The sequence below is a fragment of the Seohaeicola zhoushanensis genome, assembly GCF_014656415.1.
Classification (GTDB): Bacteria; Pseudomonadota; Alphaproteobacteria; order Rhodobacterales; family Rhodobacteraceae; genus Seohaeicola_A; species Seohaeicola_A zhoushanensis.
In genome coordinates this window covers 35,492-60,304 of the sequence record NZ_BNCJ01000013.1, presented here as the reverse complement: position 1 = coordinate 60,304, position 24,813 = coordinate 35,492, and the positions used below count along the sequence as shown (strand labels likewise).

Annotated in this window: 25 protein-coding genes; 19 read left to right on the top strand and 6 right to left on the bottom strand. The window is 62.5% G+C overall.

The window, feature by feature from the left end:
• Positions 1-7 precede the first annotated feature (7 nt).
• Together IE266_RS18525 and IE266_RS18520 are read left to right on the top strand one after the other, a co-directional pair.
• Positions 8-334: a 2Fe-2S iron-sulfur cluster-binding protein gene (locus IE266_RS18525; protein ID WP_189681606.1), complete on the top strand. Its 327-nt coding sequence runs from the start codon at positions 8-10 to the stop codon at positions 332-334.
• 292 nt (positions 335-626) lie between these two features.
• On the top strand, positions 627-1,451 hold the full coding sequence (locus IE266_RS18520; protein WP_229864270.1) for a helix-turn-helix transcriptional regulator: 825 nt from the start codon (positions 627-629) through the stop codon (positions 1,449-1,451).
• A 72-nt stretch (positions 1,452-1,523) separates the two neighbouring features.
• Here the strand turns inward: IE266_RS18520 and IE266_RS18515 are convergent, their stop codons facing one another.
• Together IE266_RS18515 and IE266_RS18510 are read right to left on the bottom strand one after the other, a co-directional pair.
• A complete protein-coding gene (locus IE266_RS18515) occupies positions 1,524-2,333 on the bottom strand; it encodes an SDR family NAD(P)-dependent oxidoreductase (RefSeq protein WP_189681605.1) in 810 nt (269 codons plus the stop codon).
• A 99-nt stretch (positions 2,334-2,432) separates the two neighbouring features.
• Entirely contained in the window at positions 2,433-3,020 is a 588-nt protein-coding gene (locus IE266_RS18510) for a MarR family winged helix-turn-helix transcriptional regulator (protein WP_189681604.1), read from the bottom strand.
• Between the two features lie 183 nt (positions 3,021-3,203).
• Between IE266_RS18510 and IE266_RS18505 the strand changes: the two genes are divergently transcribed.
• The 9 genes from IE266_RS18505 to IE266_RS18465 all read left to right on the top strand — a co-directional run bounded on the left by IE266_RS18505 (position 3,204) and on the right by IE266_RS18465 (position 11,215).
• Complete coding sequence (locus IE266_RS18505) at positions 3,204-4,988, top strand: FAD-dependent monooxygenase (RefSeq protein ID WP_189681603.1); 1,785 nt, start codon at positions 3,204-3,206, stop codon at positions 4,986-4,988.
• On the top strand, positions 4,988-5,737 hold the full coding sequence (locus IE266_RS18500) for an SDR family NAD(P)-dependent oxidoreductase (protein ID WP_189681602.1): 750 nt from the start codon (positions 4,988-4,990) through the stop codon (positions 5,735-5,737). The genes IE266_RS18505 and IE266_RS18500 overlap by 1 nt, the downstream gene beginning before the upstream one ends.
• A 104-nt stretch (positions 5,738-5,841) precedes the next feature.
• On the top strand, positions 5,842-6,939 hold the full coding sequence (locus IE266_RS18495; RefSeq protein ID WP_229864269.1) for an alpha/beta hydrolase: 1,098 nt from the start codon (positions 5,842-5,844) through the stop codon (positions 6,937-6,939).
• A gap of 12 nt (positions 6,940-6,951) precedes the next feature.
• A complete protein-coding gene (locus IE266_RS18490) occupies positions 6,952-7,338 on the top strand; it encodes an EthD domain-containing protein (protein ID WP_189681601.1) in 387 nt (128 codons plus the stop codon).
• A gap of 96 nt (positions 7,339-7,434) precedes the next feature.
• Positions 7,435-7,821, top strand: coding sequence for an EthD domain-containing protein (locus tag IE266_RS18485; protein ID WP_189681600.1), 387 nt, complete (start codon positions 7,435-7,437; stop codon positions 7,819-7,821).
• Between the two features lie 24 nt (positions 7,822-7,845).
• A complete protein-coding gene (locus IE266_RS18480) occupies positions 7,846-8,622 on the top strand; it encodes an SDR family NAD(P)-dependent oxidoreductase (RefSeq protein ID WP_189681599.1) in 777 nt (258 codons plus the stop codon).
• Between the two features lie 35 nt (positions 8,623-8,657).
• Positions 8,658-9,422 carry an SDR family NAD(P)-dependent oxidoreductase gene (locus IE266_RS18475; RefSeq protein ID WP_189681598.1) on the top strand — a complete coding sequence of 255 codons (765 nt, stop codon included), beginning with the start codon at positions 8,658-8,660 and terminating at the stop codon, positions 9,420-9,422.
• A 47-nt stretch (positions 9,423-9,469) separates the two neighbouring features.
• Complete coding sequence (locus tag IE266_RS18470; RefSeq protein ID WP_189681597.1) at positions 9,470-10,489, top strand: zinc-dependent alcohol dehydrogenase family protein; 1,020 nt, start codon at positions 9,470-9,472, stop codon at positions 10,487-10,489.
• A gap of 3 nt (positions 10,490-10,492) precedes the next feature.
• Positions 10,493-11,215, top strand: coding sequence for a glutathione binding-like protein (locus IE266_RS18465; RefSeq protein WP_189681596.1), 723 nt, complete (start codon positions 10,493-10,495; stop codon positions 11,213-11,215).
• A gap of 7 nt (positions 11,216-11,222) precedes the next feature.
• Here IE266_RS18465 and IE266_RS18460 read toward each other — a convergent pair whose 3' ends face one another.
• From IE266_RS18460 to IE266_RS18450, 3 genes are all read right to left on the bottom strand, one after another.
• Positions 11,223-12,134: a hydroxymethylglutaryl-CoA lyase gene (locus IE266_RS18460; protein ID WP_189681595.1), complete on the bottom strand. Its 912-nt coding sequence runs from the start codon at positions 12,132-12,134 to the stop codon at positions 11,223-11,225.
• Positions 12,131-13,357: a CaiB/BaiF CoA transferase family protein gene (locus IE266_RS18455; protein WP_189681594.1), complete on the bottom strand. Its 1,227-nt coding sequence runs from the start codon at positions 13,355-13,357 to the stop codon at positions 12,131-12,133. Before IE266_RS18455 ends, IE266_RS18460 begins: the two co-directional genes overlap by 4 nt.
• 107 nt (positions 13,358-13,464) lie before the next feature.
• Positions 13,465-14,706 carry an MFS transporter gene (locus IE266_RS18450; protein WP_189681593.1) on the bottom strand — a complete coding sequence of 414 codons (1,242 nt, stop codon included), beginning with the start codon at positions 14,704-14,706 and terminating at the stop codon, positions 13,465-13,467.
• Between the two features lie 298 nt (positions 14,707-15,004).
• On the opposite strand from IE266_RS18450, the gene IE266_RS18445 reads away from it, so the two are divergent.
• From IE266_RS18445 to IE266_RS18430, 4 genes are read left to right on the top strand one after another with little or no spacing between them, the layout of a single operon-like run.
• Positions 15,005-16,042 (top strand): TRAP transporter substrate-binding protein, encoded by a 1,038-nt coding sequence (locus tag IE266_RS18445; protein ID WP_189681592.1) that lies wholly within the window; start codon positions 15,005-15,007, stop codon positions 16,040-16,042.
• Positions 16,043-16,063: 21 nt separating this feature from the next.
• Positions 16,064-16,588 (top strand): TRAP transporter small permease, encoded by a 525-nt coding sequence (locus IE266_RS18440; protein ID WP_189681591.1) that lies wholly within the window; start codon positions 16,064-16,066, stop codon positions 16,586-16,588.
• Positions 16,589-16,638: 50 nt separating this feature from the next.
• Positions 16,639-17,931, top strand: coding sequence for a TRAP transporter large permease (locus IE266_RS18435; RefSeq protein ID WP_189681590.1), 1,293 nt, complete (start codon positions 16,639-16,641; stop codon positions 17,929-17,931).
• A gap of 60 nt (positions 17,932-17,991) precedes the next feature.
• Entirely contained in the window at positions 17,992-18,819 is an 828-nt protein-coding gene (locus tag IE266_RS18430) for an SDR family NAD(P)-dependent oxidoreductase (RefSeq protein WP_189681589.1), read from the top strand.
• Positions 18,820-18,859: 40 nt separating this feature from the next.
• Here IE266_RS18430 and IE266_RS18425 read toward each other — a convergent pair whose 3' ends face one another.
• A complete protein-coding gene (locus tag IE266_RS18425) occupies positions 18,860-20,521 on the bottom strand; it encodes an FAD-dependent oxidoreductase (RefSeq protein ID WP_189681588.1) in 1,662 nt (553 codons plus the stop codon).
• 157 nt (positions 20,522-20,678) lie between these two features.
• Between IE266_RS18425 and IE266_RS18420 the strand changes: the two genes are divergently transcribed.
• From IE266_RS18420 to IE266_RS18405, 4 genes are all read left to right on the top strand, one after another.
• On the top strand, positions 20,679-21,860 hold the full coding sequence (locus IE266_RS18420) for an alpha/beta hydrolase (RefSeq protein ID WP_189681587.1): 1,182 nt from the start codon (positions 20,679-20,681) through the stop codon (positions 21,858-21,860).
• 128 nt (positions 21,861-21,988) lie between these two features.
• Positions 21,989-22,633: a VOC family protein gene (locus tag IE266_RS18415; protein ID WP_229864268.1), complete on the top strand. Its 645-nt coding sequence runs from the start codon at positions 21,989-21,991 to the stop codon at positions 22,631-22,633.
• A gap of 148 nt (positions 22,634-22,781) precedes the next feature.
• Positions 22,782-23,954, top strand: a complete 1,173-nt coding sequence (locus tag IE266_RS18410) for an LLM class flavin-dependent oxidoreductase (protein WP_189681586.1) — start codon at positions 22,782-22,784, stop codon at positions 23,952-23,954.
• A gap of 38 nt (positions 23,955-23,992) precedes the next feature.
• Entirely contained in the window at positions 23,993-24,754 is a 762-nt protein-coding gene (locus tag IE266_RS18405; protein ID WP_189681585.1) for a flavin reductase family protein, read from the top strand.
• Positions 24,755-24,813 lie beyond the last annotated feature (59 nt).

The window sequence follows — 24,813 nt, the reverse complement described above, 5'->3', positions numbered from 1 at the left end:
AACTTAGATGCCCAAGGTCACCCTGATCAATCCTGACGATACCCGCACGGAACTCGAAGTCGCCGTCGGCGACAGCGTCATGCGCGCCGCGACGGCGGCAGGGCTGGACGGAATCGTCGGAGACTGTGGCGGTGGTCTGTCGTGCTCGACCTGCCATGTCGTAATCGTCGACGACGCCTACTTTGCCAAGGCCCCCGAGATCTCGCCAACCGAAGACCAGATGCTGGATTTCACCGCAATGGACCGCGAGCCGAACAGCCGGCTGAGCTGTCAGCTGGTGATGACCGATGAGATGGACGGTTTGGTTGTGCGGGTCGCCGACCCGCAACTTTAGAACCCGCTCAGGCAAAACCCATCTGTTAAGGCCGCCGGTCCCCGGCGGCCTTTTATGATTCGCCTGTCGTCCCGACAAACGAGATCGCTGCAGAACCGGTTCGGCTACGCCGGACATGATAGCGCCACCATCTTCCTGGGGGGCTCTCAAGAAGTTCGCGCAAGTAGGCCTAAATATAAGACTTTAAATTTTTTCCTCCAAAAAATTACTTGCGCATTGCAATCATTTCTTCTCGTAAGTAACGTGACTGTCGGGAGATGACCCAAGAGGTCATAAGTTGGGAGGACACAGGGTGATCAAGACACAAGCGACTGCGACCATGGACGAACCGGTTCTGATTGTGACCGGCGAGTTTATCGAGCTGATAGCCAAAATCGGTACGCTGGAGTTTTCCGGGAAACTGCTTGAAGCGATGGACCGTCTGCTGGGCGGCGACCATTGCGCCTGCTACCGTCTCAGCGACTATCACCTTTCTGAGATCGGCAGCGCCTCTCACACGTCGTCTTCCCTCGCACAGGCCGTAAAGGGCAGTGTTTATGACGTAAAACGTCATCTGGTAACAGCTGGCGACAACATTCGCGTGCGCGTCATCCGTCCGGTCAACTCCACAACGGAACCCAACCAGACCGGCGCCGCAGCCGAAAATTACGAGACAGTGCTGGTCTATGCCCGGATCAACCAGGCCTCCTATTGCCTCAAGTTGTTGCGCTCGGCCGACCGCAGCGAACTGTCCGGCGACACGCTGCTCGAGCTCGAACAGTCTGCAAGATTCCTCCTGACGATGATCTCGCGCCACGCGGAACTCTTCGAACAAAAGTCCGATCTCACCCCGGCGCTCGCCTCTCGCGAGGATATCGAAGATTGCGTTTACAACATGTCGGATCTGTCCCGCCGCGAGCGCGAAGTCTGCTCACGCATACTTCATGGCATGTCGTCCTGCGTGATCGCGGACGACCTCGGCATCGGCAAGGAAAGCGTGATGACCTATCGCAAACGCGCCTACAACCGGCTTGGGATTGCCAGCCAGCGGGAACTGCTGATGTGGTATCTGGACGTCTGGAACGATTGGGTGAACTCGGGCAAACGCAACCGCGATCAACAGCAGGAAGCCGCCTGACCAACTTGCGCAGGTGCGGGCAGAACGGGAGTGGCGCACGCCGCAGGGCATGCGCCAATTTCTTTGGAAGGGTCAGGCGTCCTTCTGGTCGAAGCCCGGGCGCGGCACTGTCTTGAGCAACACGGTGTTCCAGCCGCCGTCGCAAAGGATTTCCTGACCACTGACATAGCTCGCGCGCTCGCTGGCGAGGAAGACGATGGAATCCGCGATATCCTGAGGCTGCCCGATACGGCCGATCGGTACGATATCCTCGCGCTTCTTTCGCACTTCGGGATCGCGATAGATCACTTCGGACATCGGTGTCATGACCATCGCCGGGCTCACGACGTTGGACCGGATGCCTTTCGGGCCCCATTCCTGCGCGATGTTCTTCGACAGCATCATGACCCCCGCCTTGCTGACGCTATAGGCGCCGCTGGTCGGCTGGGCGTGCAGACCCGCCATGGACGATACATGCACGATCGCGCCGGACTTCTTGTCCATCATCTGCTGACCGAAGACCTGCGAGCAGATGAAGTAGCCCGTCAGATTGACGGTAAGCACAGCAGTCCAGTCCGCGACCGAGAGCGAGGACAGCGGACCGTTGCGCACCAGTGCAGCATTGTTGACGAGTACATCGCAAGGCCCCAGCTCGGCGCGCACCCGATTTGCGGCCGCGGAGACACTCGCATGATCGGAAATGTCCGCACTGCAGGAGATCACCGTTGCCCCGGTTTCGGCCAGTTCCGCAGCCGTTGCCGAAGCGCTCTCTGCATTGAGATCAAGGACCGCCACCTTGCAGCCCGCCTCGGCCAGAGACGCGGCGATCACGCGTCCGATTCCGCCGCCGCCCCCGGTGACGACAGCCACCTTGCCATCCAGTCCCAACCAGTCGCTTTTCATCACGGATTCCTTTGCATTCCAGATCTACAAATACCGTCGGACAACGGTTGGGGCGATCCTAGCGCGTGGCAGGCGGCAATCTGTCCCTCGGCGCGGGACTTAGGCGTCGCTTCCGCCGGGTTTGCCATAGGCCGACAGAACGTCTTGCCAGGGTTTGGTTTCCGAGAACTCCGTCTCGGCCTGTTTCGCGACAATATGAAGAAGCCGGCGCAGCTCTGCCTGCTCGTCCTCGCTCAGCGGCGCGAGAAGCGCGCTTTCCGATGCGGCGAACAGGGGCAGGACCCGCTGATAAACCTCCTGGCCACGATCGCTCAGCCGAAGAAGCTGGCGGCGACGGTCGCTCTGGTCCACGCGCCGGCTGATCAACTTCTTGCGCGACATCTGATCTATGGCGCGGCTGATCGTGACCTGATCGGTCGCGATCATCTCGGAAATCGCCTTGGCGGAAATCGGACTGTGGTATCCCAGAATCGCGAGAATGCGCCAATTCAGCACATTCAGCCCAAAGCGCTCGCCATACATGGATTGCATGAGCAGACTGGTGCGGTTGGCGATGACGGAACAGATCCGCGCGATATTGTCATCCGCATTATAGCTCTGTCCGACAGGCAACCTCATCCGGTCGAGGAGGGCTTCGGTCTCGATTTCTCGAGCCGCGTTGTCTTCAGAATCCATCAGGCGGCTCACCTGCTTCACCTCATTTTCGTCATTCTCTCATCTTTCCGCCAAATTCGAAATCCGGTGTAACATTGATGGGGGACATTGGTGGTATGATTGCCAAACTATCTCGAAAACGATCAGGTTCCGTGGCGTCACTTCTCCGGCTCTTCACGGACGCAAATCCGACCTGCGCGTTACAGGAGGCCAACGATGCCCGACATCGAAGTTCCCGTTCTCATAGTCGGTGCCGGCGGCTGCGGTCTGACCGCGTCGATCGCCCTGTCCGAACTCGGCGTGAAATCGCTCCTGATCGAGCGTCATGCCTCGACCGGCAACCTGCCGAAGGCGCGATACATCAACCAGCGGACGATGGAGGTCTTCCGACAGTTGGGTGTGGCCGGGGCCGTCTACGACAAGGCCATGCCGCTGTCCGCCATCCAGCGCATCCGCTGGTGCACGACCCTCGGCGGCGACGGCCCGCTGGACCGGCGCACATTCCACAGTGTCGAATCCTTTGGCGGTGGATCGCTGACCGACTACAGGCGGCACAGCCCCTGCGAAAGCTGTCTCTACCCGCAGGTTCGGCTCGAACCCTTGCTGACGGAACAGGCGCAGGATCGCAATCCGGACGGCCTGCTGTTCCGCCACGAGCTGAAAGAGGTGCATCAGGACACCGACCATGTCACCGCCATCGTCCGTGACCTCGAGAACGACCGCGATCTGACCATTCGGGCCCGATACCTGATTGCCGCCGACGGCGGACGCACGGTCGGCCCGGCAGTGGGCAGCCGGCTGGAAGGGCGACGCAAGCTGGTCGACATGGTGACGGTCTATTTCAGGGCCGACCTGTCGCAATGGTGGGACGACGATCTGGCCATGACCACATGGTTCGTCAATCCGGACGGCGGATCGTGGAGCAGCGGCGTGCTGGGCAAACTCGGGCCGACCCGGTTCGACCGTCACTCCGAGGAATGGATGTTTCACTTTTCCTTCCGCCCGGATGATCCGGCGCGGTTCGATCAGGCCTCGCTCTTGCCGCGGATGCGCGCTCTGCTGAATGTGCCGGACCTCGACCCGGACATCATCGGCATCGGTCACTGGGAAGTCGAAGGCGTGCTGGCCGACCGCTACCGGTTCGACAGGATCTTTTTGGCCGGCGACGCCGCGCATCGGCATCCGCCGACCACCGGTCTTGGCCTGAACTCGGCAATACAGGACGCCCATAACCTGGCCTGGAAACTGCGGGAGGTGCTGGAGGGTCGTGCCGATCCGGCCCTGCTGGACACCTATGAATCCGAGCGCCGGCCGGTTGCTGCGCGTAATGTCAGCTGGGCGCTGATGACCTTCGAAAACCATGCGCTGACCGATGGCGTCATTGGCCTGGTGCGGGGAGATGGCGAGACAAGCAGCAAGAACTTCGTCAAATTCTTTGCCGAGGACGATGAAGGCCGCACCCGCCGCGCACGGCTGAAGCAGGTGCTCAAGGTGCAGGAGATGGAGTGGCAGGCGCATGACCTGGAACTCGGCTTTCACTACGAACAGGGCGCGGTCATCGGCGACGGAACGCTGCCGCCCCAACGCGATCCCCTGGGCCGGACCTACCAGCCGACAACCCGGGCCGGGCACCGGCTCCCGCATTGCTGGGTCGAGAAGGACGGCACGCGCCTGTCCACGCTGGATCTCTGCGGCAAGGGCGATTTCGTCCTGATCGTCCCGGAAGGCGGCGCCGCATGGCTGCCCGCCGCCACCGATGCCGCCGCGCGGCACGGGGTTTCGCTCCGCACCGTTCGCATGGGGACGGATGTGGTCGACCCGGATCGCGAATGGGCGGCGCAATGCGAAATCGGCAGTACGGGCGCCATCCTGGTCCGACCGGACTCGCACGTGGCCTGGCGTGCGTTCGAAGCTGTGGCCGATCCGGCGACCGTGATGGAACAGGTGTTTGCCACCCTTCTGCGGCGCCAGCCCGCCCTCGCGGCCACAGCGGCCGCATGATGCCGCTGGCCAACCCTTTCGACCTCTCCGGAAAGACCGTCCTCGTATCGGGCGCGGCGGGGGCCCTCGGCAGCGCGACCGCCCGGGCCTGTGCCGGCCTTGGCGCGCGGCTGATCCTGACCGATATCCGCCGGCCGGACGATCTGGCCCGGGAACTGCGCGCGGCGGGAACCGAGGTACAGGCCCATCAGCTCGACACCACTGACCGGGCCGCGGTCGTAACCTGCATCGCCAGCCTCGGTCCGCTTGACGCCTATGCCGAATGCAGCGGCATCTACAGCAAGGGCGACTGGCGCGACGGCGGCGACTGGGACGCCCTTTATCAGCGGATCATGGAAGTGAACGTGCGCGGCCCGATCAACATGATGCGGGCGGTCATGCGTGGCATGATCGACCAAGGCGGCGGCAAGATCGCCATCGTGGCTTCGCAGGCCGGGCGCAACGCGGGCACCACACTGGATGTGGAACCGGCCTATGTCGCCTCCAAAGGCGCGATTCAGTCCCTGGTCCGGTATTTCGCCCGGCAAGGCGCGGCACATGGGGTGACGGTGAACGCAGTTGCACCGGGGCCGATCCTGACACCGATGCTGCGCGCCTCCGGTCAGCCGTTCGACCTGTCGAAACTGCCGACCGGCCGGATGGGTGAACCCGAAGAGGTCGGCGGCCCGATGGCCTTTCTCTGCACCGCCGCCGCCGGTTATGTGACTGGCGCCGTGCTGGACATCAACGGCGGCCTGCACTTCTCCTGACCGGTCTTGGCAGTCGACCGGGATGCAAATCTCACCTGTCCCCGTCAGGGGGGTCATGACCCGCACAGCTCCCCCGACAGACTGCCGCGCGGGGAGGATCCGACATGCAGTCACCAGCCAACGGGCACACCGATACGACCGCACTGTCGCACGTCCCGCGGCACGAGATCGTTTCGCACACCATCAGTATGCAAGGGCATCGGGTCTTCTATCTCTCCTGCGGGCCGCAGGATGGCGTTCCAGTCGTCCTTGTTCACGGCTGGCCTGAGTTGTCGTGGAGCTGGCGGCATGTTCTGTCGCATCTGGGCGGCATGGGGTTCCGCGCCATCGCGCCCGACATGCGGGGCTATGGCCGCTCGCAGGTCTACGACGATCCTGCGGCCTATGCGCTGCGCCACCAGGTCGCCGACCTCACCGGGCTGGCCGATGCGCTTGGTCTGAAGCGCGCGGTGTGGGTCGGCCACGACTGGGGTGCCCCGGCCGTCTGGTCTGTGGCCAGCCATCACCCGGATCGCTGTCACGGCGTTGCCAATCTCTGCGTGCCCTACCGCACGCTGGAATTCGGGATGGAGCACATGCTGCCGCTGGTCGACAGGACCCTATATCCCGAAGACAGCGCGCCCTATGGTCAATGGGCCTATCAGAGGTTCTATGTCGAACAGTTCGACCGCGCGACATCTGTCATGGAGGCAGACGTCTTGTGCACGGTTCGTGCACTCTTTCGGCACGGCAAACCCGAGGCTCTGGGCAAGCCCAGCCCGCATGCCGATATCTTCCGCAACGGCGGCTGGTTTGGCGGGGCCGACAAGGCGCCGGACCTGCCGCTTGACACCCGGGTGCTCACCGAAACCGATCTTGCAATCTATACGGACGCCCTGTCGCGCAACGGCTTTCGCGGTCCGAATGCCTATTATCTGAACGATGCAGACAACGCCGCATATTCCGCCACCGCCCTCAACGGCGGCCGCCTCGACATGCCCGTGCTGTTTCTCGCCGGGCGCTACGACATCACCTGCGAATCCGTGGATTCGCGATTGGCCGAACCGATGCGCGAGTCCTGCCGCAACCTGACCGAGCGCATCGTTCATTCCGGTCACTGGATGGCACAGGAACGGCCCGAACGCGTGCATCTCGAACTCACGCGCTGGCTCCTGACCAAAATGCCCCACCTCGTGCCAGACGATGCGGCGCCAACCCCCTGAGAGAGAAATAACATGCTGATATTGCTTGGCTTCTACAAGCGAAAGCCGGGGCTCACGCTGGATGAATTTCACCGACATTGGGGCGAAATCCACGGCCCGCTGGTCGCAAAGACGCCGAATATAGAGCGGTTTCTAAAACGATATGTCCAGCATCACATCAGGCCAAGCATCGGCTTTTCCGGTGTCGGCACTCTCGACTACGACGGCTTTTCCGAAGCCTGGTTCGTTTCCGAAGCAGCCCGCAAGGAAATGCATGCACAACCCTATCAGACCGAGGTCATGATCCCCGACGAACACGAGTTCCTCGACATGTCGGCGACGCGCTTGCTGATGTTCGACAAGCAGGTCGTGCAGATCGGCAAGGACTATGCCTTTGAATGGATGGCCGGCGGGACCTGAGACCCGCCTGTCCCATCGCCGGGGGTCACTTGGCCCGGCGATGCCGTGTCAGACCTGAGCCAGAGACATTCACGCCCTGACGGTTCCGGAGGACGCATGATCATCACCCTCGGCTTTTACAAACGCAAACCGGGCCTGACACTCGAGCAGTTCCAGGCTCACTGGCGGGACGTGCACGGGCCTTTGATCGCCGGAATCCCAGGCGTCGAGAAATACCTGAAACGCTACGTTCAGCATCACATGGTTCCTAGCCAGGGCTGGCCCGGAGTCGGACCGCTCGACTACGACGGGTTTTCCGAAAGCTGGTTCCCGAGCCTGGAGGCGAGAAAGGAGCTGCACGCAATGCCCTATTTCCAGAACGAGATGATTGAGGACGAACGACAGTTCCTCGACATGGATGCGACGCGCGTCCTGATGTTCGACAATCAGGTTGTCCAGATCGGCAAGGACTACGCAGGCGACTGGATGGAAGGTCGGCTTTGACGGCCGCTTGAAAGGACAGAGACCATGAAAGGTCTGGAAGGTCGCGCCGCGATCGTAACCGGTGCGGGGCAGGGGCTGGGTCGCGGGATCGCGGAACGGCTGATCGCCGAGGGTTGCCGGGTGCTGGCCGTCGATATCCGCCCCGATGGCCTGTCGTCGTTGCGCGGCGCGGAAATACTGGTTCAGGATTCCACCGCCGACGACGCGCCGGCTACCATCCTGGAAGCCTGTCGGAAGTCCTTCGCGACACTGGATATCCTGGTCAACAACGTCGGCCTCGGCAACGCGCCCGCACTGCATGATACGACCGACGAAATCTACGACCGGTATCTCGACGTCAATCTTCGCGCCATGTTCCGCCTGTCCCGCGACGCGCTGCCCATGCTTTTCGAAAGCCGTGGCAATATCGTGAACATCGCATCGTCCATCGGTCTGTCGGGCTACATGGGATTTGGTGCCTACACCGCAGCGAAAGCCGGCGTGATCGGCGTGACCCGGCAGATGGCCAGTGCCTATGGCCCCAAGGGTGTGCGGGTGAATGCCGTCGCGCCCGGGGTGATCCGGACACCGGGAACCGAGGACCGTCTGCACACCGCGCGGTTCAAGGCGCTGGTGGTGGCCACCATGCCGCTCGGTATGACCGGCGAACCCGAGGACGTGGCGAGCGCAGTCGCCTTTCTGGCAAGCCAGGACGCGCGCCTTGTCACCGGTCAGGTTCTGGCGGTGGACGGCGGGCAGACATCTTCTGTCTTCGTCAGTGAAGAGATGATCGCGGCCTGGGTCGCCACCCAGACTGAATAGGGCCTCAAGGCTCGAAGGATGAAAGGAACTCTCCAATGCGTATCGCACTCGTGACCGGTGGGGCAAGCGGACTTGGTCTTGCAACCGCCAAACGGTTCGCGAAAGACGGCATGATCGTCGCCGTGGCAGACCTCAAGGCGGAAGCGGCCGAACGGGCCGCGGCCAGCCTGCCCGGCGAAGGGCACAGGGGGTTCGCTCTGGATGTGACGGACGAAGCCGCCGTGAAAAAAACGTTTGGCGCCATCGAGTCCGAGGTCGGTCCGATCTCGGTCCTTGCCCAGTTCGCGGGGACGCTTGGCAACGGAAGCATGAGCACGGCGCCGGCGCTGGCCGATACCGACCTCGACGATTGGGATTTCACCATGGGCGTCAATGCCCGTGGCACGATGATCTGCATCCGCGAAATGGCTCGGTGCCGGCGTGCCAAACCGGTCGAGCACGGACGGATCATAACGGTATCCTCGCTGGCCGGTCAGATCGGCGGCCTTCAGTCGGGGGTCAACTACACGGCGTCCAAGGCCGCGGTGTTGGGCCTGACGCGCTTTGCCGCGCGGGCGCTGGCCAAGGAAGGGATCACGGTGAATGCCATTGCGCCGGGCCCGATCGACACGCCCATGCTGGCTCAGGCGACGGGCGCCACCGCGGATGGCACCAAATACACCAAGATGGATGCGATCCCCCTGGGCCGGGTCGGCCATCCCGACGAGATCGCGCATACCGCATCGTTTCTGGCTGACCCGCTGGCCGGGTTCATCACCGGCGTCACCATCGGCGTAAACGGCGGCCTCTTCATCGCATGAAAGCTTGCCCGGATCGCTGATCCGGGCGCAGCATATCGGATGATCGCATGACGAATATGAAAGCAGTCGAGCTTCGCCCGGCGCATGGGGGCGGCGGGCTGAGCATTGCATCCCGCCCGGTCCCGAAGCCCGGACGCGGTGAAGTGCTGGTACGCGTCCGCGCCGCATCCCTGAACTTCCGCGATCTGCTGGTTGCAGATCACATGTATGGTGCCCTGCCGGAAACCGTCGTGCCGCTGTCGGACGGAGCCGGAGAGATCGCAGCCCTTGGCGAAGGCGTCTCGGGGCTTGTCCCCGGGCAACGCGTCGCCGGCGCCTTTTACCCGGACTGGATCACCGGCCCGATCACTGCCGCTGCACGCACCCGGTCGCTGGGCGCCAACATGGACGGGATGCTGGCGCAATACGCGCTTCTGCCCGCCCATGCCGCCATTCCGGTGCCTGACCATCTGAGTGATGAAGAAGCCGCGACGCTGCCCTGCGCCGGTCTGACAGCATGGAACGCGCTGTTCAACGTGGCCGCGCTGCAGCCGGGTCAGGACGTGCTGCTGATCGGTTCCGGCGGTGTGTCGGTCTTTGCCCTGCAATTTGCCAGAATGGCCGGCGCCCGGATCATCATCCTGTCGGGCAGCGCTGAAAAGCGGGCGCGGCTGGCCGAAATGGGCGCGCATCACCTCATCGACTACAAGGCATCGCCAGACTGGCACAAGGACGTGATGCAGTTGACCGACGGCCGTGGCGTCGATGTGGTGGTCGAGGTCGGAGGTCCCGGCACACTGGAAAAATCGATGCAGTCCGTCCGCGTCGGCGGCACGATTGTCGCCATCGGCTTTGTCGCGCAGGAAGGCGCCGGGGTCGCGCCCCGTCTGGTGATCGGCAAATCCGTCAACCTTCAGGGCATTACCGTCGGAAACTGCGCCCAGTTCCACGAGATGAACCGCGCGCTGTCCCTGCATGAGCTGAAACCGGCCATTGGCCATGTTTTTGCGATGGACGACGTAAAGGACGCCTACGCTCTCCAGCGCCGTGCCGGGCATTTCGGCAAGATCGTGATCAAGGTGGATTAGAGAATGATTGACCTTCACTATGTCGCCACGGGCAACAACCTGAAGATCGCGATCATGCTGGAAGAAACCGGTCTGGAATATCGGCTGGTCCGATATGAGATGTTTCGAGGCGATCATCTGACTCCGGAGTTTCGCAGGATCAACCCCAACTGCAAGCTGCCAGCCATTGTCGACCGCGCGCCAGCCGATGGGGGCGATCCTTTCGCCGTCTTCGAATCCGGGGCGATCCTGACCTATCTGGCGGAAAAGTCGGGCCGATTTATCCCGGAAGACCCGCGCGGCCGAAGCCTCTGCCAACAATGGCTGGCCTGGCAGATCGCCGGGCTCGGGCCGATGCACGGGCAGGCGCATCATTTCATCCGCTATGCACCGGAAGGCCAGCACTATGCCGTCGCGCGCTACCGCAGCGAAGCCGAGCGACTTCTGCATGTGATGGAATATCGCCTTGCCGGGGCAGACTATCTTGCCGGCGAATACAGTATTGCCGATATGGCTTGCTTTCCCTGGCTGGGCGGACTTTCCCTGATCGGCCTGACGCTTGACGCGCTGCCGCATCTGGCCGCCTGGCACGACCGGATTGCCGCGCGGCCCGCAGTGCAGGCGGCCCGACAGGCGATCATGGACGAAAATCGTGCTCTCTATGCCCGGGCGAAGGCGGAACTGACGCCCGAACAGTGGTCGGCCATGTTCGGCGACCGGATGCACCGAGCCTCGCGCACCCTGTAATGCTGCCTCACAGTGTCGCCGTGCGGCCGGCCATGGCGGCTCGAACCCGCCCGCCGCTCTGCCCGCCGGGGATGCCGGCCCCATCGCAGGCCACAGGGATCAGGCCGTCGAGATCGACGCCCGTGGAGATGCCCATCCGGTTGAACATCCAGACCACATCCTCTGTCGCCACATTGCCGGTCGCGCCCGGCGCAAACGGACAGCCACCCAAACCCGCGAAGGACGCATCTACGATCCGCACCCCGGACCGGTAGGCGGCATACACGTTCGCCAGTCCCAGGCCATAGGTGTCGTGGGCATGAACCGCCCAGCGATCCACTTCGGGGAAAGTCGTGCGCGCCATGGAAAACAGGCGTTCGACCTGTTGCGGCTCTGCCTTTCCGGTGGTGTCGCAGAGGCAGATTTCCGCGCCCGGCTTCGCCGGCACCAGCTTCTCCAGCAGCCGCAACACGGCATCTTCATCCACCCGCCCCTCAAAGGGGCAATCAAAACAGGTCGAGAGGTCCAGCCGCAAATCCGCGTTGTCGGGCAGGGTCTCAACGATCTGAAGATATTCACCCACCGACTCGTCCGGATGCCGCTTCACATTGTTCCGATTGTGTGATTCCGAGACCGACAGCACAAAGGTCGGAAACGTCACCCCGTCTTCCAACGCCCGCAAGGCATGTTTCAGACTTGGCACCAGCACCCGGGGCGACACGTCGGGCATCGCCGTGCAGGCCGCCAGCAGCTCGGGCGTATCGGCCATCTGGGGCAGGGCCTTCGCGCTGACATAGGACCCGATCTCGATCTCTCTCAGGCCCGCAGCAGAAAGGCGCTGCAGGAAGGTGATCTTGTTCTGGGTTGGAATCAAGGGGCCAATGCCCTGAAAGCCGTCCCGCGGACCGACTTCAACCAGTGTGACACCGGGCGAGGTCATGCGATGATCTCCTTCTCGCGCAAGGCAGCGATTTCGGGCAGTGTAAAGCCAGACCCGGCCAGCACTTCGTCGGTGTGCTCCCCGATGGCAGCACCGCACCAGCGGATTTCGCCGGGATCGTCCGTCACCTTCGGCACGATGCCGGGATGGGTCAGAGCCTTGCCGAACAGCGGATCCTCGACCTCCCGCACCATCTCGCGATGGCGAAATTGGGGATCGGCGGCGCAATCCGCGGCGTCGTAAATCCGGGTCGCGGGCACATCTGCCTTTTCAAGCAGATCCAGAAGTGTTGCAGCCTCAAATTGGCACGTCCAGGCGCCGATCATGTCATCCAGCGCCGCGACGTTGGCCACCCGCGAAGGGTTGTCGCAAAAGCGCGGATCACCTGCCAGATCCGTTCCTCCCATCAAGGCGCAGAGACGTTGGAACAGCGGTTCGGAATTGCCGGCGATCAGCACCCATTTCCCGTCCCGCGTCGGATAGGCGCTCGATGGCGCGGCCGTCGGTATGCGCGATCCCGAGGGCTGGCGGACTTTGCCGGTCTCGCCATATTCCGGCAGCATTCCCTCCATCAGGCTGAGCACCGACTCGGTCAGGGCGACGTCCACCGTACGGCCGCGGCCATCGCCCGCCGCGCGGTCCCGCTGCCAGAGGGCCGACACGATGCCAAGCGCCGCGTAAAGGCCGGCCAGTGAATCGCCGATGCTCACCCCGACCCGTACCGGCGGCAGATCGGATGTCCCCGGCGGATGGTCCGACAGATGCCGCAGACCTCCGATGGCCTCGCCGATCACGCCGAAGGCGGCACGATCACGATAAGGGCCGTCCTGGCCATAGCCCGACACATGGCCGATCACCAGGGCCGGGTTCTCCCGCCGCAGGGTCTCGTTGGACAGGCCCATGCGGGCCAGCTGGCCCGGCCGGAAATTCTCGACCAATGCGTCGCAGTCCCGCACCAGCCGCAGAATTACCCCGGCCGCCCCCGGCGCCTTCAGGTTGACCGCCACCGAACGCTTGTTGCGCGCATGCACGGACCACCAAAGCGATTTGCCGTCGACCGAGTCACCCCATTTGCGGACAGGGTCGCCCGAAAGCGGCTCGACTTTCACGACATCCGCCCCGAGATCCGCCAGCAGGCGGGTACAGAAGGGCGCCGCGATGAAATGGCCGATTTCAAGTATGCGCATGCCGCGCAGCGGACCGGAAAATTTCCTCTTAGTCATCTTTGTCCTGTGCATATGGTCGGGCCGCGCCGGGCGCGTCTTCGGCCACAGTCTTGCACGTCCGGACTGCGCGATTTGTCCATGCCTTTAGGGACAGGCCGGGTTCGTTACGCTTTTTGCGGCAAACTTCTGCGAAGTTTCACGGTAACGACAAAAAGAATGCAGGCGGCGGCGATCGACACCGAACACATGCCGAAAAGCGCGGGGAACAATCCAAATCGGTCGGCCGCGAAACCGGTGAAGAGCACCGGCACGATGGAGCCGAAATAGCTGCACATATAGAGCATCGAGAGCACGGAAGCGCGCATCGCGTCAGGAGCGATCCGGTTTATCAGCTCCACCGTGCCCATCCATCCAAGGCCCTGAGACATTCCGCCGACCAGCAGACCGATGGCGACCCCGGCCACGCTTTCCGTCTTTAGGGCGACCAGCACGGTCACCAGCGCGACAACGACAAGGACTAGGGAAACCAGGGTCGCCCTGATGTATCCCAGCCAACCGCCTGTCAGCTGGATCATGCCGGCCGTTCCCAGAAAGGCCACCACGGACAGCCCGCCGACAAGCGGATGCGCATCTGTCATCAGAGTGAAGAACATGCTTGGTCCCAGCGACAGCCAAAGCCCGGTGTTGGCCCAACAGAGTACCGCAAGGCAGGCGGCATAGATGAACGGTCCGCGGATGTCGGCGGGTACACGCATCGCCTGCGGGCGATACGAAGCCGAACGAAGGCTCCGCCTGGCAATTGGCAAGATCGTTTCCCGATAGCCCCAGGTCAGTCCAAGGCTCACCACCAGCAGTGTCGCGAAGATCAGGTAAGGCAGCAGTACAGCCGTCTCTGTCGCCGCAAAATAGACCACCAGCGTGGCCGTCAGCATGCCCGCCGCCGGCGCGCTCAGGGTCGCGACGGCACCGACCCGCGACGCGGCACCCCGGTCCAGCCTGGGGTGCAATTCGATGATCGAGGCCACGGCCGGCCCGCTGAGCATGCCGATCCCGTAGCCGTTGAGCAGACGCGCGACCAGCAGCGGAGTCATGGAATTGGCAACCAGATACCCAAGGCTTGCCAGCAGAATCAGGAACAGGCCACTGCGCACCATGGGCTTGCGTCCCAGTTGATCCCCCAGCCGTCCGCCATGCAGGAGGCCAAAGGTCACACCAATCGGGTAACAGACAAAGATCATCACGATATCCGAGTTCGTCAAATCGAACCTGTCCTGCCAGAACGGATAAAGCGGCGTCGCCAGATGGCTGCCGAAGAGAGCCAGAAACAAGACGATCGCGGAGAAAACATACTGCAACATCGGACCGGGTCGGGCCATCGCGACCCGCTCTGCAGTTCCATCGCTCATCTGGTGGCTCTTTCGTCTTGCCCCGGCGGCCGGGCGGGCAGGGGGGCCATTTCGGTCCTGACCCGCGGAATTCGCTTGTCGTCCAATAGTCTCTCCGTCGCCGCCCAGGGCGGCTCTCTGTACGAGACTATCTATCACAAATGCCGGGCCATGCACCTGCCCGCAGGGACAAACGACGCCCATCACGACTGTCACACTGCAAGGGACAGACGATCAGAGACCGGCGCTTCATCCTTGTGCCACCTCGGCGAAAGAGAGCCGATCACAGGTAGTTGGTACCGACCAGAGGAGGGACGGAATGAAGATCACTCAATTCGCGGCGATTGGCGCATTCATGACTGCGGTAGCGGGACCGGCCGCTGCCGAGAACGTCGTATGGAAATACTCGTCCTGGCTGCCGCCGCAGCATCACGTGAACACAGAGGTCATGTATCCCTGGTTCGAACAGATCGAGAAGGTGACCGAAGGCCGGGTCAAGGTCGAAACGCTGCCAAAGATGGTTGGCTCTGCCGCTGGGCAGTTCGATGTCGTCCGCGACGGTCTGGCAGACGTTTCTTTCATCGTGACCGGCTACACGCCTGGCCGCTTCGTGATGTCCGAGCTTGGCGAAATGTCCTGGGTCGGCAACGACCCAAGCGTCTTCGGCCCGATCTTCTGGGACATCTACAAGGAATACATCGCCCCGCACGACGAATACCGGGGCGTCAAGGTCATGACCATGATCTCGAACGCGCCCGGCAATATCGTGACGACGCAGAAAGAGATCACCTCGATGGAAGATCTCAAGGGGATCAAGCTGCGCAGCACCGGGCCCTATGCCACCTCGCTCCTCGAAGCGGTCGGCGCGGTGCCGATCCTCAAGTCCTCAAACGAAGCCTTCGAAATGATGAGCACCGGGGTCATCGACGGCAGCCTCAGCCAGCCAGAGACGGTCATCAACATGAACATGCTGGACATGACCAAATACTACACGCTGGTGCCTGGTGGCCTGTTCAGCGCGACGCTGGGCGTCGTCATGAACGAAGACAGCTGGTCCAGGATCTCGCCCGAGGATCAGGAAGCGATCTGGAAGGTATCGGACCGGGTACTCGCCCAGCTTCTGGCCGACGATTTTGCAACCGCCGGCAATAAGGCGATGGAGCAGATGAAGGCGACCGATACGCTGACCATCCAGACGATCAGCGACGATTTCGTCGCTGAACTGAAAGAGGCGACACGCCCCCTTGAAGAAGAATGGGCCACCCGGGCTAAGGAAAAAGGCATGGAGGACCCGCTGGAGATTCTGGCCGAATTCCGGCGCCGCGTCGCGGAAGCCGAATCCAAAGCGACCAACTGAGTCCACGAGGGAGGAACAGCAATGCTCAAGCGCATCGAGACAGCCATCTCCATCATCGCAGCGGTCCTGTTGTTCCTCCTGATGATCATCACCTTCATCGACGTCATCGGGCGGAACTTCTTTAATCGCCCGCTGAACGGCGCGGCCGAGCTGACCGAACTGATGCTCGCCGCAACGGTCTTTCTCATGCTGCCGCTGATTGCGATCCGGCAGAAACACATCGTGGTTGACCTGCTGGACTTCGTCGGCAACCGGGTCTTCAAGGCTGCGCAGACGGTGATCGGCGTGGCGGTCGGCGCGTTTCTGTTCGGCATGATGGCCTGGCGCCTGTTCATTCTGGCCGAAAGCACCGCTCGGTATCACGACCTGACACCCACGCTCAAAATTCCGATTGCTCCCCTGGTCTATGGCATGTCGCTCTTTTCGGGCCTCACGGTGATCGCCTTTGTCGGGCTGGCCGTCACGATGTTCCAGTCGGGCTCGAAACGCCCGGCCGAGCAAGCCGGCGCGCCCGGTGAACTGGCCGCCAGAAGCCCGAACACCTGACCGGCTGGCCCCGCCGTCCCGACCTTCCAGCATTACCGGAGAACTCAGCCATGACAGTCGCTCTCGCCGGATTCGCCTCGGCCTTCTTCCTGATCTTCATGCGGGTTCCCATCGCCCTCGCCATGGGGCTGGTCGGGTTCATCGGCTTTGGCTATCTCGTCGGATGGAACCCGGCGTCATCCATGTTGGCCATGATATCGCGCGAAAGCACGATGACCTATTCGATGGTCGTGATTCCGCTGTTCATCCTGATGGGCAATCTCGTCGCCGGCACCGGCATCTCGCGCGAGCTGTATCGCGCCGCCCAGTGTTTCCTGGGCGCGCGCAAGGGCGGGCTGGCGGTTGCCACGGTGGTGGCCAGCGGCGGCTTTGCGTCGATCTGCGGCTCTTCGGTCGCTACCGTCGTGACGATGGGCAAGGTGGCGATGCCATCGATGCGGCAATACGGGTATGACGACCGGTTGTCGACCGCCTCCATCGCGGCCGGCGCCACGCTCGGCATTCTGATCCCGCCAAGCGTCCTGCTGGTCATCTATGGCATCATCACCGAGACCCACATCGGCAAGCTCTATGCCGCGGGTCTCATTCCCGGCATCATAGGGATCCTGCTTTACATCGCCGCGGTGCGCTGGACCGTCTGGCGCAAACCGGACATCGCGCCGCCTTCCGAAAAGGTCGGCTGGTCCGAGAAATTCGCTTCGCTGGGGCACATATGGGCCGCAGTGCTTCTGTTCGTCCTGGTGATCGGGGGTATCTACTCCGGCTTCTTCACCAGCACCGAGGCCGCCGGCTTCGGCGCATTCGGCGCCATGGTCATCGCGCTCGGGCGCCGGAAACTGGGTCTGCGCCAGTTCTACGAGATCCTGATCGACACCGCCGAAACCACCGCGATCCTCTTCGCCCTCATCATCGGAGCCGGTCTGTTCACCGAATTCCTGAACTACTCGGGAGCACATGCCGCCCTGCTCGACTTCGTCGCCCAATCCGGGTTTTCGCCCGCGACGGTCATCTTCGTGATCTGTCTCATCTACATCGTCCTCGGCATGCTGATGGAATCGATCTCGATGGTGCTGCTGACAGTGCCGCTGTTCTTCCCCGTCGTGGTCGGACTTGGGTTCGATCCGGTCTGGTTCGGCATCCTTCTGGTCATCCTCTGCGAACTCGGGCTGATCACGCCGCCTATCGGCGTGAACCTTTTCGTGATGCGCAGCGTGACCCCCGACGTGCCGATCTCGAAGATCATCCACGGCATCATCCCCTTCATCGGAGTGGACCTGATCCGCGTCGCCGTCGTGGCCCTTTTCCCGGCAATCGCCCTCTTCCTGCCAAACCTGCTGTTCTGACGCGGCACCGCATGCGCCCTTCCCGCAGCCCGGACGAAGAAATCAATTGGAGACGACTCTATGACCGATGACCGCAATGCAGACGACCTGCGACGCGACTGGATGAAGACCTCGACAATCGAGGACATGGTGGCACTGGTCGCCGGCGGTGGCAGCGGGATCGGCGAAGCAATCGCACATGCCTTTGCCGCCAATGGCGCAAAGGTCGTTGTCGCGGACCTGCGTCCCGACATGGCAGACAGCGTGGCGGCAGATATTCAGTCGAAGGGCGGAACGGCGATCGCAGTCTCGATGGACGTCTGCCAACAGGCCGACATCGACGCCGCGCTGGCGAAGATCGACTCCGATTTGGGCCGACTGGACATGCTGGTCAACTGCGCCGGGGTCATCACGCCCCGACCCTTGGTCGACGCCGATCTGGCCAGCTGGCGCAAGTCCTTCGAGGTCAATGTGGAAGGCGCCCTGCAACTGGCGCGCAGCGCGCTGCCGATGCTGAAGAAAAGCCCGGCCGCCTCGGTCGTGAACGTCGCTTCGCTCGCCGGTGGCCGCGCCTATCCGAACGGCGGTTCCTATGGCACCAGCAAGGCGGCCCTGATCCACCTGTCGCAGACGATGGGTGTGGAATGGGCCGAACATGGGGTGCGGGTCAATGTCATCAGCCCCGGCTCTGTCCTGACCCCACTGCTGCTGGCCAATATGTCAAAGGCAACGCAGGCGGCCCGGGCCGAACGCATCCCGCTGCATCGCATGGGCGCCCCGCGCGAGGTCGCCGATCTTGCCGTCTTCCTGGCGTCGCCCATGGCATCCTATATCACCGCGCAGGAAATCTGCTGTGACGGCGGACTTTCGCAGGCGCTGATGGTGCAGAAGTGGCAATCCGACACCTGAGTGAAAGCCCGGTCCCGGCGACCGGTCAAGCCGCGGGGGATCACTCCGCCGCGGCGATCTCGTTCCCGGCGATGTAGCCGAAGGTCAATCCCGGCCCGAGGCTCGACCCGCCGGCCGGATACATGCCCTTGGTCATCGAATTCATGTCGAGTCCGACAGCATACAACCCGGCAATCGGCTTGCCCGCCTCATCCAGAACCCGCGTCCGACCGTCGGTGACAAGCCCCGCAACCGAGCTGAGGTCACCCGGATACAGCGTGATCGCATAGAATGGCCCTGTTTCCAGCGGTGCAAGGCTCGGGTTCGGCTTGACCGTCTGATCGCCGCGATAACGCGAATGCGCGTCTGCTCCGCGACCGAAATCCGCATCCGCCCCCTTGCGCGCGAAGCCGTTGAACCGTTCGACCGTGTCCTGCAGTCCTGCCGGATCGACGCCGATCTTGCGCGCCAGGTCCTGAAGCGTCGCGCCTTCGGTCAGATATCCGTTCTTCAGCCATTTGCCGATCGGGTAGGGGAAGGGCCTCACCAGCCCCATCCCGTATTTCCGCAGGAAACGCCGGTCGCCGATCAGATACGACCGTGTCATGTTCCGCGCGTGCATCGTCGTCACGTAATGCTGGTAGGACAGCCCTTCGTTGACAAAGCGTTGACCAGTCTCGTCTACCGCAATCGACCCGGGCATGTAGCGGTCGATCATGATATGCGGAAAGCGTTTGACGGTTCCGTCCGCCTCGCGGTGCTCGGAAATCGGGATGAAGATCGCGTTCGAGGGATTGTCGCGCGCCATGCGCCCACCCACAGCTTCCCCCATGCGGGCGCCGTCCCCGACGTTCTCGGAAGGTTGGATCGAACGATGGTGCTCGGGATTGGGCATAAACTCCTTGCGCATCCCTTCACTCGCACCAAAGCCACCCGACGCCAGCACGACGGCCTTCCGCGCGGTGAGAACAATTTCCTGGCCCTTATGGCGCGCCTTGACACCGGTGATGCGCCCCCCGGTCTTGAGAAGCTCCAGTGCCGGCGTCTCGTTCCACAGCGTCACGCCGGCATCCAGCGCGGATTTGAGAAGCCGCGCGGCAAGAGCATTGCCGCTGACCAAACGTGTCGCTCGGCCATGGGTCGCCTTCTGGCGGGCATAACGGGCAACGGTCCGGGTGGTATAGCCAAAGCTGGCAGGGGTCTGGAATGCTGTCCGCAGCGGGGTGATGTCCGCGCCCGCCACCTGCATCCCGCCCAGAACCGTCAGCGTGTCGAGCGGACGGCGCAGAAGGTCGAGGTGTTTCCCCAGGCGCGTCCCGTCGTATTCCTTGGCGAGCACGCCACGTGAATGATAGGCGCTCGGCTTGTCCGGTTCGTAATCCGGCGTCGGCGTCACGACAAAATCCAGTTCGGTCGTATCCATCATGTGTTTCAGCATCCTCGGCCCGTTGTCGAGGAATGCATCGATCATTTCCGGATCGTAATGGTTGCCAAGCACCGCGCGCAGATAGGTCTCGGCCTTCTCGCGGCTATCGTCTAACCCGGCCTCGTGCATCAGATGGTTGTTCGGGATCCATCCAACCCCGCCGGAATAGGCGGTGGTTCCACCGAACACCGGGGCTTTCTCGATCACCAAAACCTTCAGCCCTTGCTGGGCCGCCACGATGGCTGTGGTCAGTCCGCTGACACCCGAACCGATCACAATAGCGTCGAAGTCTTTCACGCGTTTTCTCCCGGCGATTGATCTGCGCGAATACTATAAGACGCGTCCCGCGCCGGTGCCCCCGCGTGCAGGGACCGTCGATGTAACTTCCAGAGGGGACACACGCCGACCCGCGCGAAACTAAGGTTCTTCCAACTCCAAGGATGGGACTGTTTCGATGACCAAGGCGCCGTATCAACTGACTTTTCGCTGGCTGCACCTTCAGTATGCCGAGAACAGCCAGTTCGTCGAAACCTACGGGTTTGCAGGCAATCAAGGAAACGTGAACCTTGAAGGGATTCTGATCCTTCCCGAGGGCTGCCCCTCGGATACGCTCTGCGTCTTCATGCATCCGGCCTCGACACTGCAGCTGCTGCCGGTCCCCCGCGCTCTGGTGGCGCAGGGAATGCACGTGCTCTGCGCGGCAAGCCGTTATGCCAAAAACGACACGGCGCTGATCATGGAAAAGGTCCTGCTGGACCTCGGCGCCTACATCCGCCACGCGAAAGAGGAACTGGGATACCGGCATGTCGTCCTTGTGGGATGGAGCGGTGGTGGATCGCTGACGCTGATGTACCAATCGCAGGCACAGAACCCGACCATCACCGAAACACCCGCCGGCGACCCGGTCGATGTGAAAGGCGCCGGCCTGATCCCGGCGGATGCGCTTGTCTTCCAAGCGGCCCACATATCGCGGGCGCGGCTTCTTCTGGACAATATCGATCCTTCGGTTCTCGACGAATTCGACCCCGATAAACGCGATCCCGAACTGGATATCTACGATCCCGCGAACCCGAACAAGGCGCCCTATTCTGCCGAATTCATCGCGGACTATCGCAAGGCGCAACGCTGGCGAATCGACAAGATACGCGCACAGGTCATGGAAACGCTGCACGATCTGAAATCGCGTGGCACCGGCGAATTGGAGCGGCCTTTCCTGACCCACCGAACATTTGCAGACCCGCGCTTTGTGGATCCTTCACTGGATCCGAATGACCGAAGGCCGAACTGGAGCTATATCGGCGATCCCGAGACCGCGAATTCGGGCCCGGTCGCGCTTGGACGTTTCTCGACTTTGCGGTCCTGGTTGTCGCAATGGTCCATCGAGGACAGCAAGGCCGACGGCGTGGAGAATGCGGCGCATATCACGGTGCCCTTCCTTGCCATTGAAAACAGCGCGGACGACGCCGTGCCCACCTATCACACGCCGGCAATCCACGCCGCCACCGCGAGCAAGGACAAGACCCATCATCTGATCAAGGGCGGCACCCATTACTACGCCGGCCAGCCGGATCATCTGAAGGAAGCGGTCGAAACACAGCTTGGCTGGCTTCGCGAACGCGGGCTTTTCCAGGGATGATTATCGAACCCACTCTAAGCGTGCGGAACTGGCGTCCCATAGGGGGGGACACGCCAGCCAGCGCGCAGATGCTAATTTCGAAACAGAAGCAGACCGCCTTTCGGTCTTGATGAATTGAGGTAAATGCCATGGCAAATGTGGACGTTCAAAAGGCACCGCACGCGACCGCGCGGCCCCGCAATCCCGGCCTGACGCCGATGATGCTCAACCATGCGGCCTGGGTCACGCATGACGTCGAAGCAACTCACGACTTCTACACCCGAATTATGGGAATGGAACTTGCGAGCACTGTCATCGACGATGCCGTGCCCTCGACCGGCGACGCATTTCCTTATTTCCACCTCTTCTTCAAGATGAAGGATGGCTCGACCTTCGCCTTCTTCGAGGCACCCGGGCTGCCTGCGCCGGCAAAGTCCACTCACCCCGCCTATGACGTCTTTACGCATATCGCGCTCGAGGTCGACAGCACCGACAAGGTGCTGGAATGGTACGAATGGCTCAAGTCCAACGACATCGACATCGTCGGGCCGACCGATCACGGCATCATCCTGTCGATCTACTTCTTCGACCCCAACGGCGTCCGGCTGGAAATTACCACGCCCCTGGACAAGGACTGGAACAATCACACCGAAACCGCGGCCGATGATTTCCGGGCCTGGACCGATGCCAAGCGCAAGGCGAAGGAACAGGGTGACGACGTCGTCCAGGCGATGATCGACCTCGCACGCAAGCGCCGCGCCGAACGCAACGCCGCCAAGTCCGCCGGCCACTGAACACGGCGTCATGGCTCGACCAAGGGGTTGAGCCATGAAACTCCCCAAAGAAGTACTATTGACCATCCCTTAGATTTATTTTAGCCGTCATCGTGTCGCGAACACAGTAATGGCGGCGTCCGGACCAGGGTCCTGAAGGAGGAAATGAATGTCGGATATCCAGCTTCGTCACGGTATCTTCCTGGCGCCATATCACCCCATCGGCGAAAGCCCCTCGACGCTGCTGCGGCGCGACATCGACTACTGCAAGCTGTGGGAAGACCTCGGCTTTGACGAAGTCTGGATCGGCGAACACCACTCGGGCGGCATGGAAATCATCAGTTCCCCCGAACTGTTCATCTCGGCCGCCGCCGAAGCGACCAAACGCATCCGCTTCGGCACGGGCGTCATCTCGCTGCCCTATCACAACCCGCTGATGGTCGCGAACCGCATCGCGCAGCTCGACCATCAGACACGCGGCCGCGTCAGCTTCGGCTTCGGGCCGGGGCTGCTGGTCGGCGACGCGCACATGCAGGCGATCGAACCCAAGACCACCCGCAACCGGATGCTCGAGGCGCTGGATGTCATCATCCGTCTGCTGAAGGGCGAGGAAGTCACCGAAGAGACGGAATGGTACAAGCTCCAGAACGCGCGCGCCCATCTGCTGCCCTATTCCCGGCCCCTGCCGGAAATCGCGGTTGCCAGCGCCGGCACCCCGTCTGGCGGGCATGCCGCCGGCAAGTTCGGAGCCTCGATGCTCTGCGTGGCCGCTTCCGATAGCGGCGGGTTCAACGTGCTGGATACCAATTGGAAGATCGCCTGCGAAACGGCTCAGGAATACGGCAACACGATGGACCGCAACAACCTGCGCCTCGTCGCTCCGATCCACATCGCTGAAACCCGCGAGCAGGCGCTGAAGAACGTAGAATGGGGTCTGGACGAATGGGGCGACTACTATCAGCTCGTCTCGCCGAACCCCTTCGGAGCGAGGGGCAAGGAACTGACAAAGGCGCTGATCGACAGCAAGCGCGCGGTCATCGGCACCCCGGATGACGCCATCGAGATGATCGAGCGGATGCAGGGCAAGCAGGGCGAATTCGGTGTCTTCCTGGCACAGCACGTCGATTGGGCCGACCCCGCCGCGACCCGCAAGTCCTACGAGCTCTACGCGCGCTACGTCATGCCGCATTTCGCAAAGACCAACCGGAACCGGGTCGCAACGCAGGATTGGATGATCGCCCAGAATACGGACTTCCAGGCCCGCCGAAAGACCGCGTCCGATGCGGCCTTTGCGCAGCACGAGGCAGGGAAGGCCGCGGCGCAGCGCAAGGCTGGCGAATAGGGAGGCCGGACATGGAAGTGCGGGTCAGGGGAGACCGAATGGCGCTGGATCTCGCCGAGGACTTTTCCCGGTTCAAGGTCGTCATGTGCGACCGGACTGCCACCAGTTTCGCGTCGCACCAACTGTCTCTCGAACCTTCGCTGACCCTCGCCGACAAGGACACCGCCTGGGTGTCCTTGTCATGGCTGCGCACGACCGGGCCTGCCGACACTCACTGGCAGACCGGTCTCGATCAAATGGTCGCCAAGGCCGCCCCGCATGGCTGGATCAGCGCCGATGGCTCGGCCGTCAAGGCCCATCTGGAGTGGGCCGAGGTCGCGCCCCAGGTCAGCGACAGTTTCCGTCTTGCCATGCGCCGCCTGGCCGCCACCCCCTGTCTCATCACCACGATGAGCGCCGGCCGGCGCCATGGCATGGCCGCAACCTCGGTTACCTCGCTAAGCTTCGATCCACCATCGATCCTGGTCTGCGTCAACGCCCAGGCCAGCATCCACGACCCTCTGCGGGCCGAAGGCCGCTTCTGCGCCAACCTCATGGGGGGCAACCACGACGCGTTGCTCGGCGCGTTCAGCGGAGAGTTGAAAGGCGAGGCGCGCTTCAGCCTCGGCGACTGGCAGGTCCAGGCGAATCTGCCCTATCTCCCGGATGCGCAGGCCAACATCTTCTGCAGCGTCGCCGAAAAGTGGCGCTATGGAACTCATTCCATTTTCGTGGGGCAAGTCGAATCCGTGCGCACCGACGGCGAACTCGATCCCATGGTCTACCTCGACGGGCGCAAGGGACGGTTCGCAGCCGTCTGAGGCCTGCATCCCCTGAAACACCCGCAAATGAAACAGGCTCATCTGGCCACCGACATCCG

Coding starts and splice junctions, on each gene's coding strand:
- IE266_RS18525 (WP_189681606.1), top strand. CDS start 8: ATGCCCAAGGTCACCCTGATCAATCCTGACGATACCCGCACGGAACTC.
- IE266_RS18505 (WP_189681603.1), top strand. CDS start 3,204: ATGCCCGACATCGAAGTTCCCGTTCTCATAGTCGGTGCCGGCGGCTGC.
- IE266_RS18420 (WP_189681587.1), top strand. CDS start 20,679: ATGACCAAGGCGCCGTATCAACTGACTTTTCGCTGGCTGCACCTTCAG.
- IE266_RS18485 (WP_189681600.1), top strand. CDS start 7,435: ATGATCATCACCCTCGGCTTTTACAAACGCAAACCGGGCCTGACACTC.
- IE266_RS18405 (WP_189681585.1), top strand. CDS start 23,993: ATGGCGCTGGATCTCGCCGAGGACTTTTCCCGGTTCAAGGTCGTCATG.
- IE266_RS18440 (WP_189681591.1), top strand. CDS start 16,064: ATGCTCAAGCGCATCGAGACAGCCATCTCCATCATCGCAGCGGTCCTG.
- IE266_RS18460 (WP_189681595.1), bottom strand. CDS start 12,134: ATGACCTCGCCCGGTGTCACACTGGTTGAAGTCGGTCCGCGGGACGGC.
- IE266_RS18480 (WP_189681599.1), top strand. CDS start 7,846: ATGAAAGGTCTGGAAGGTCGCGCCGCGATCGTAACCGGTGCGGGGCAG.
- IE266_RS18435 (WP_189681590.1), top strand. CDS start 16,639: ATGACAGTCGCTCTCGCCGGATTCGCCTCGGCCTTCTTCCTGATCTTC.
- IE266_RS18465 (WP_189681596.1), top strand. CDS start 10,493: ATGATTGACCTTCACTATGTCGCCACGGGCAACAACCTGAAGATCGCG.
- IE266_RS18445 (WP_189681592.1), top strand. CDS start 15,005: ATGAAGATCACTCAATTCGCGGCGATTGGCGCATTCATGACTGCGGTA.
- IE266_RS18430 (WP_189681589.1), top strand. CDS start 17,992: ATGACCGATGACCGCAATGCAGACGACCTGCGACGCGACTGGATGAAG.
- IE266_RS18410 (WP_189681586.1), top strand. CDS start 22,782: ATGTCGGATATCCAGCTTCGTCACGGTATCTTCCTGGCGCCATATCAC.
- IE266_RS18455 (WP_189681594.1), bottom strand. CDS start 13,357: ATGACTAAGAGGAAATTTTCCGGTCCGCTGCGCGGCATGCGCATACTT.
- IE266_RS18475 (WP_189681598.1), top strand. CDS start 8,658: ATGCGTATCGCACTCGTGACCGGTGGGGCAAGCGGACTTGGTCTTGCA.
- IE266_RS18500 (WP_189681602.1), top strand. CDS start 4,988: ATGCCGCTGGCCAACCCTTTCGACCTCTCCGGAAAGACCGTCCTCGTA.
- IE266_RS18490 (WP_189681601.1), top strand. CDS start 6,952: ATGCTGATATTGCTTGGCTTCTACAAGCGAAAGCCGGGGCTCACGCTG.
- IE266_RS18495 (WP_229864269.1), top strand. CDS start 5,842: ATGCAGTCACCAGCCAACGGGCACACCGATACGACCGCACTGTCGCAC.
- IE266_RS18470 (WP_189681597.1), top strand. CDS start 9,470: ATGACGAATATGAAAGCAGTCGAGCTTCGCCCGGCGCATGGGGGCGGC.
- IE266_RS18415 (WP_229864268.1), top strand. CDS start 21,989: ATGGCAAATGTGGACGTTCAAAAGGCACCGCACGCGACCGCGCGGCCC.
- IE266_RS18515 (WP_189681605.1), bottom strand. CDS start 2,333: ATGAAAAGCGACTGGTTGGGACTGGATGGCAAGGTGGCTGTCGTCACC.
- IE266_RS18450 (WP_189681593.1), bottom strand. CDS start 14,706: ATGAGCGATGGAACTGCAGAGCGGGTCGCGATGGCCCGACCCGGTCCG.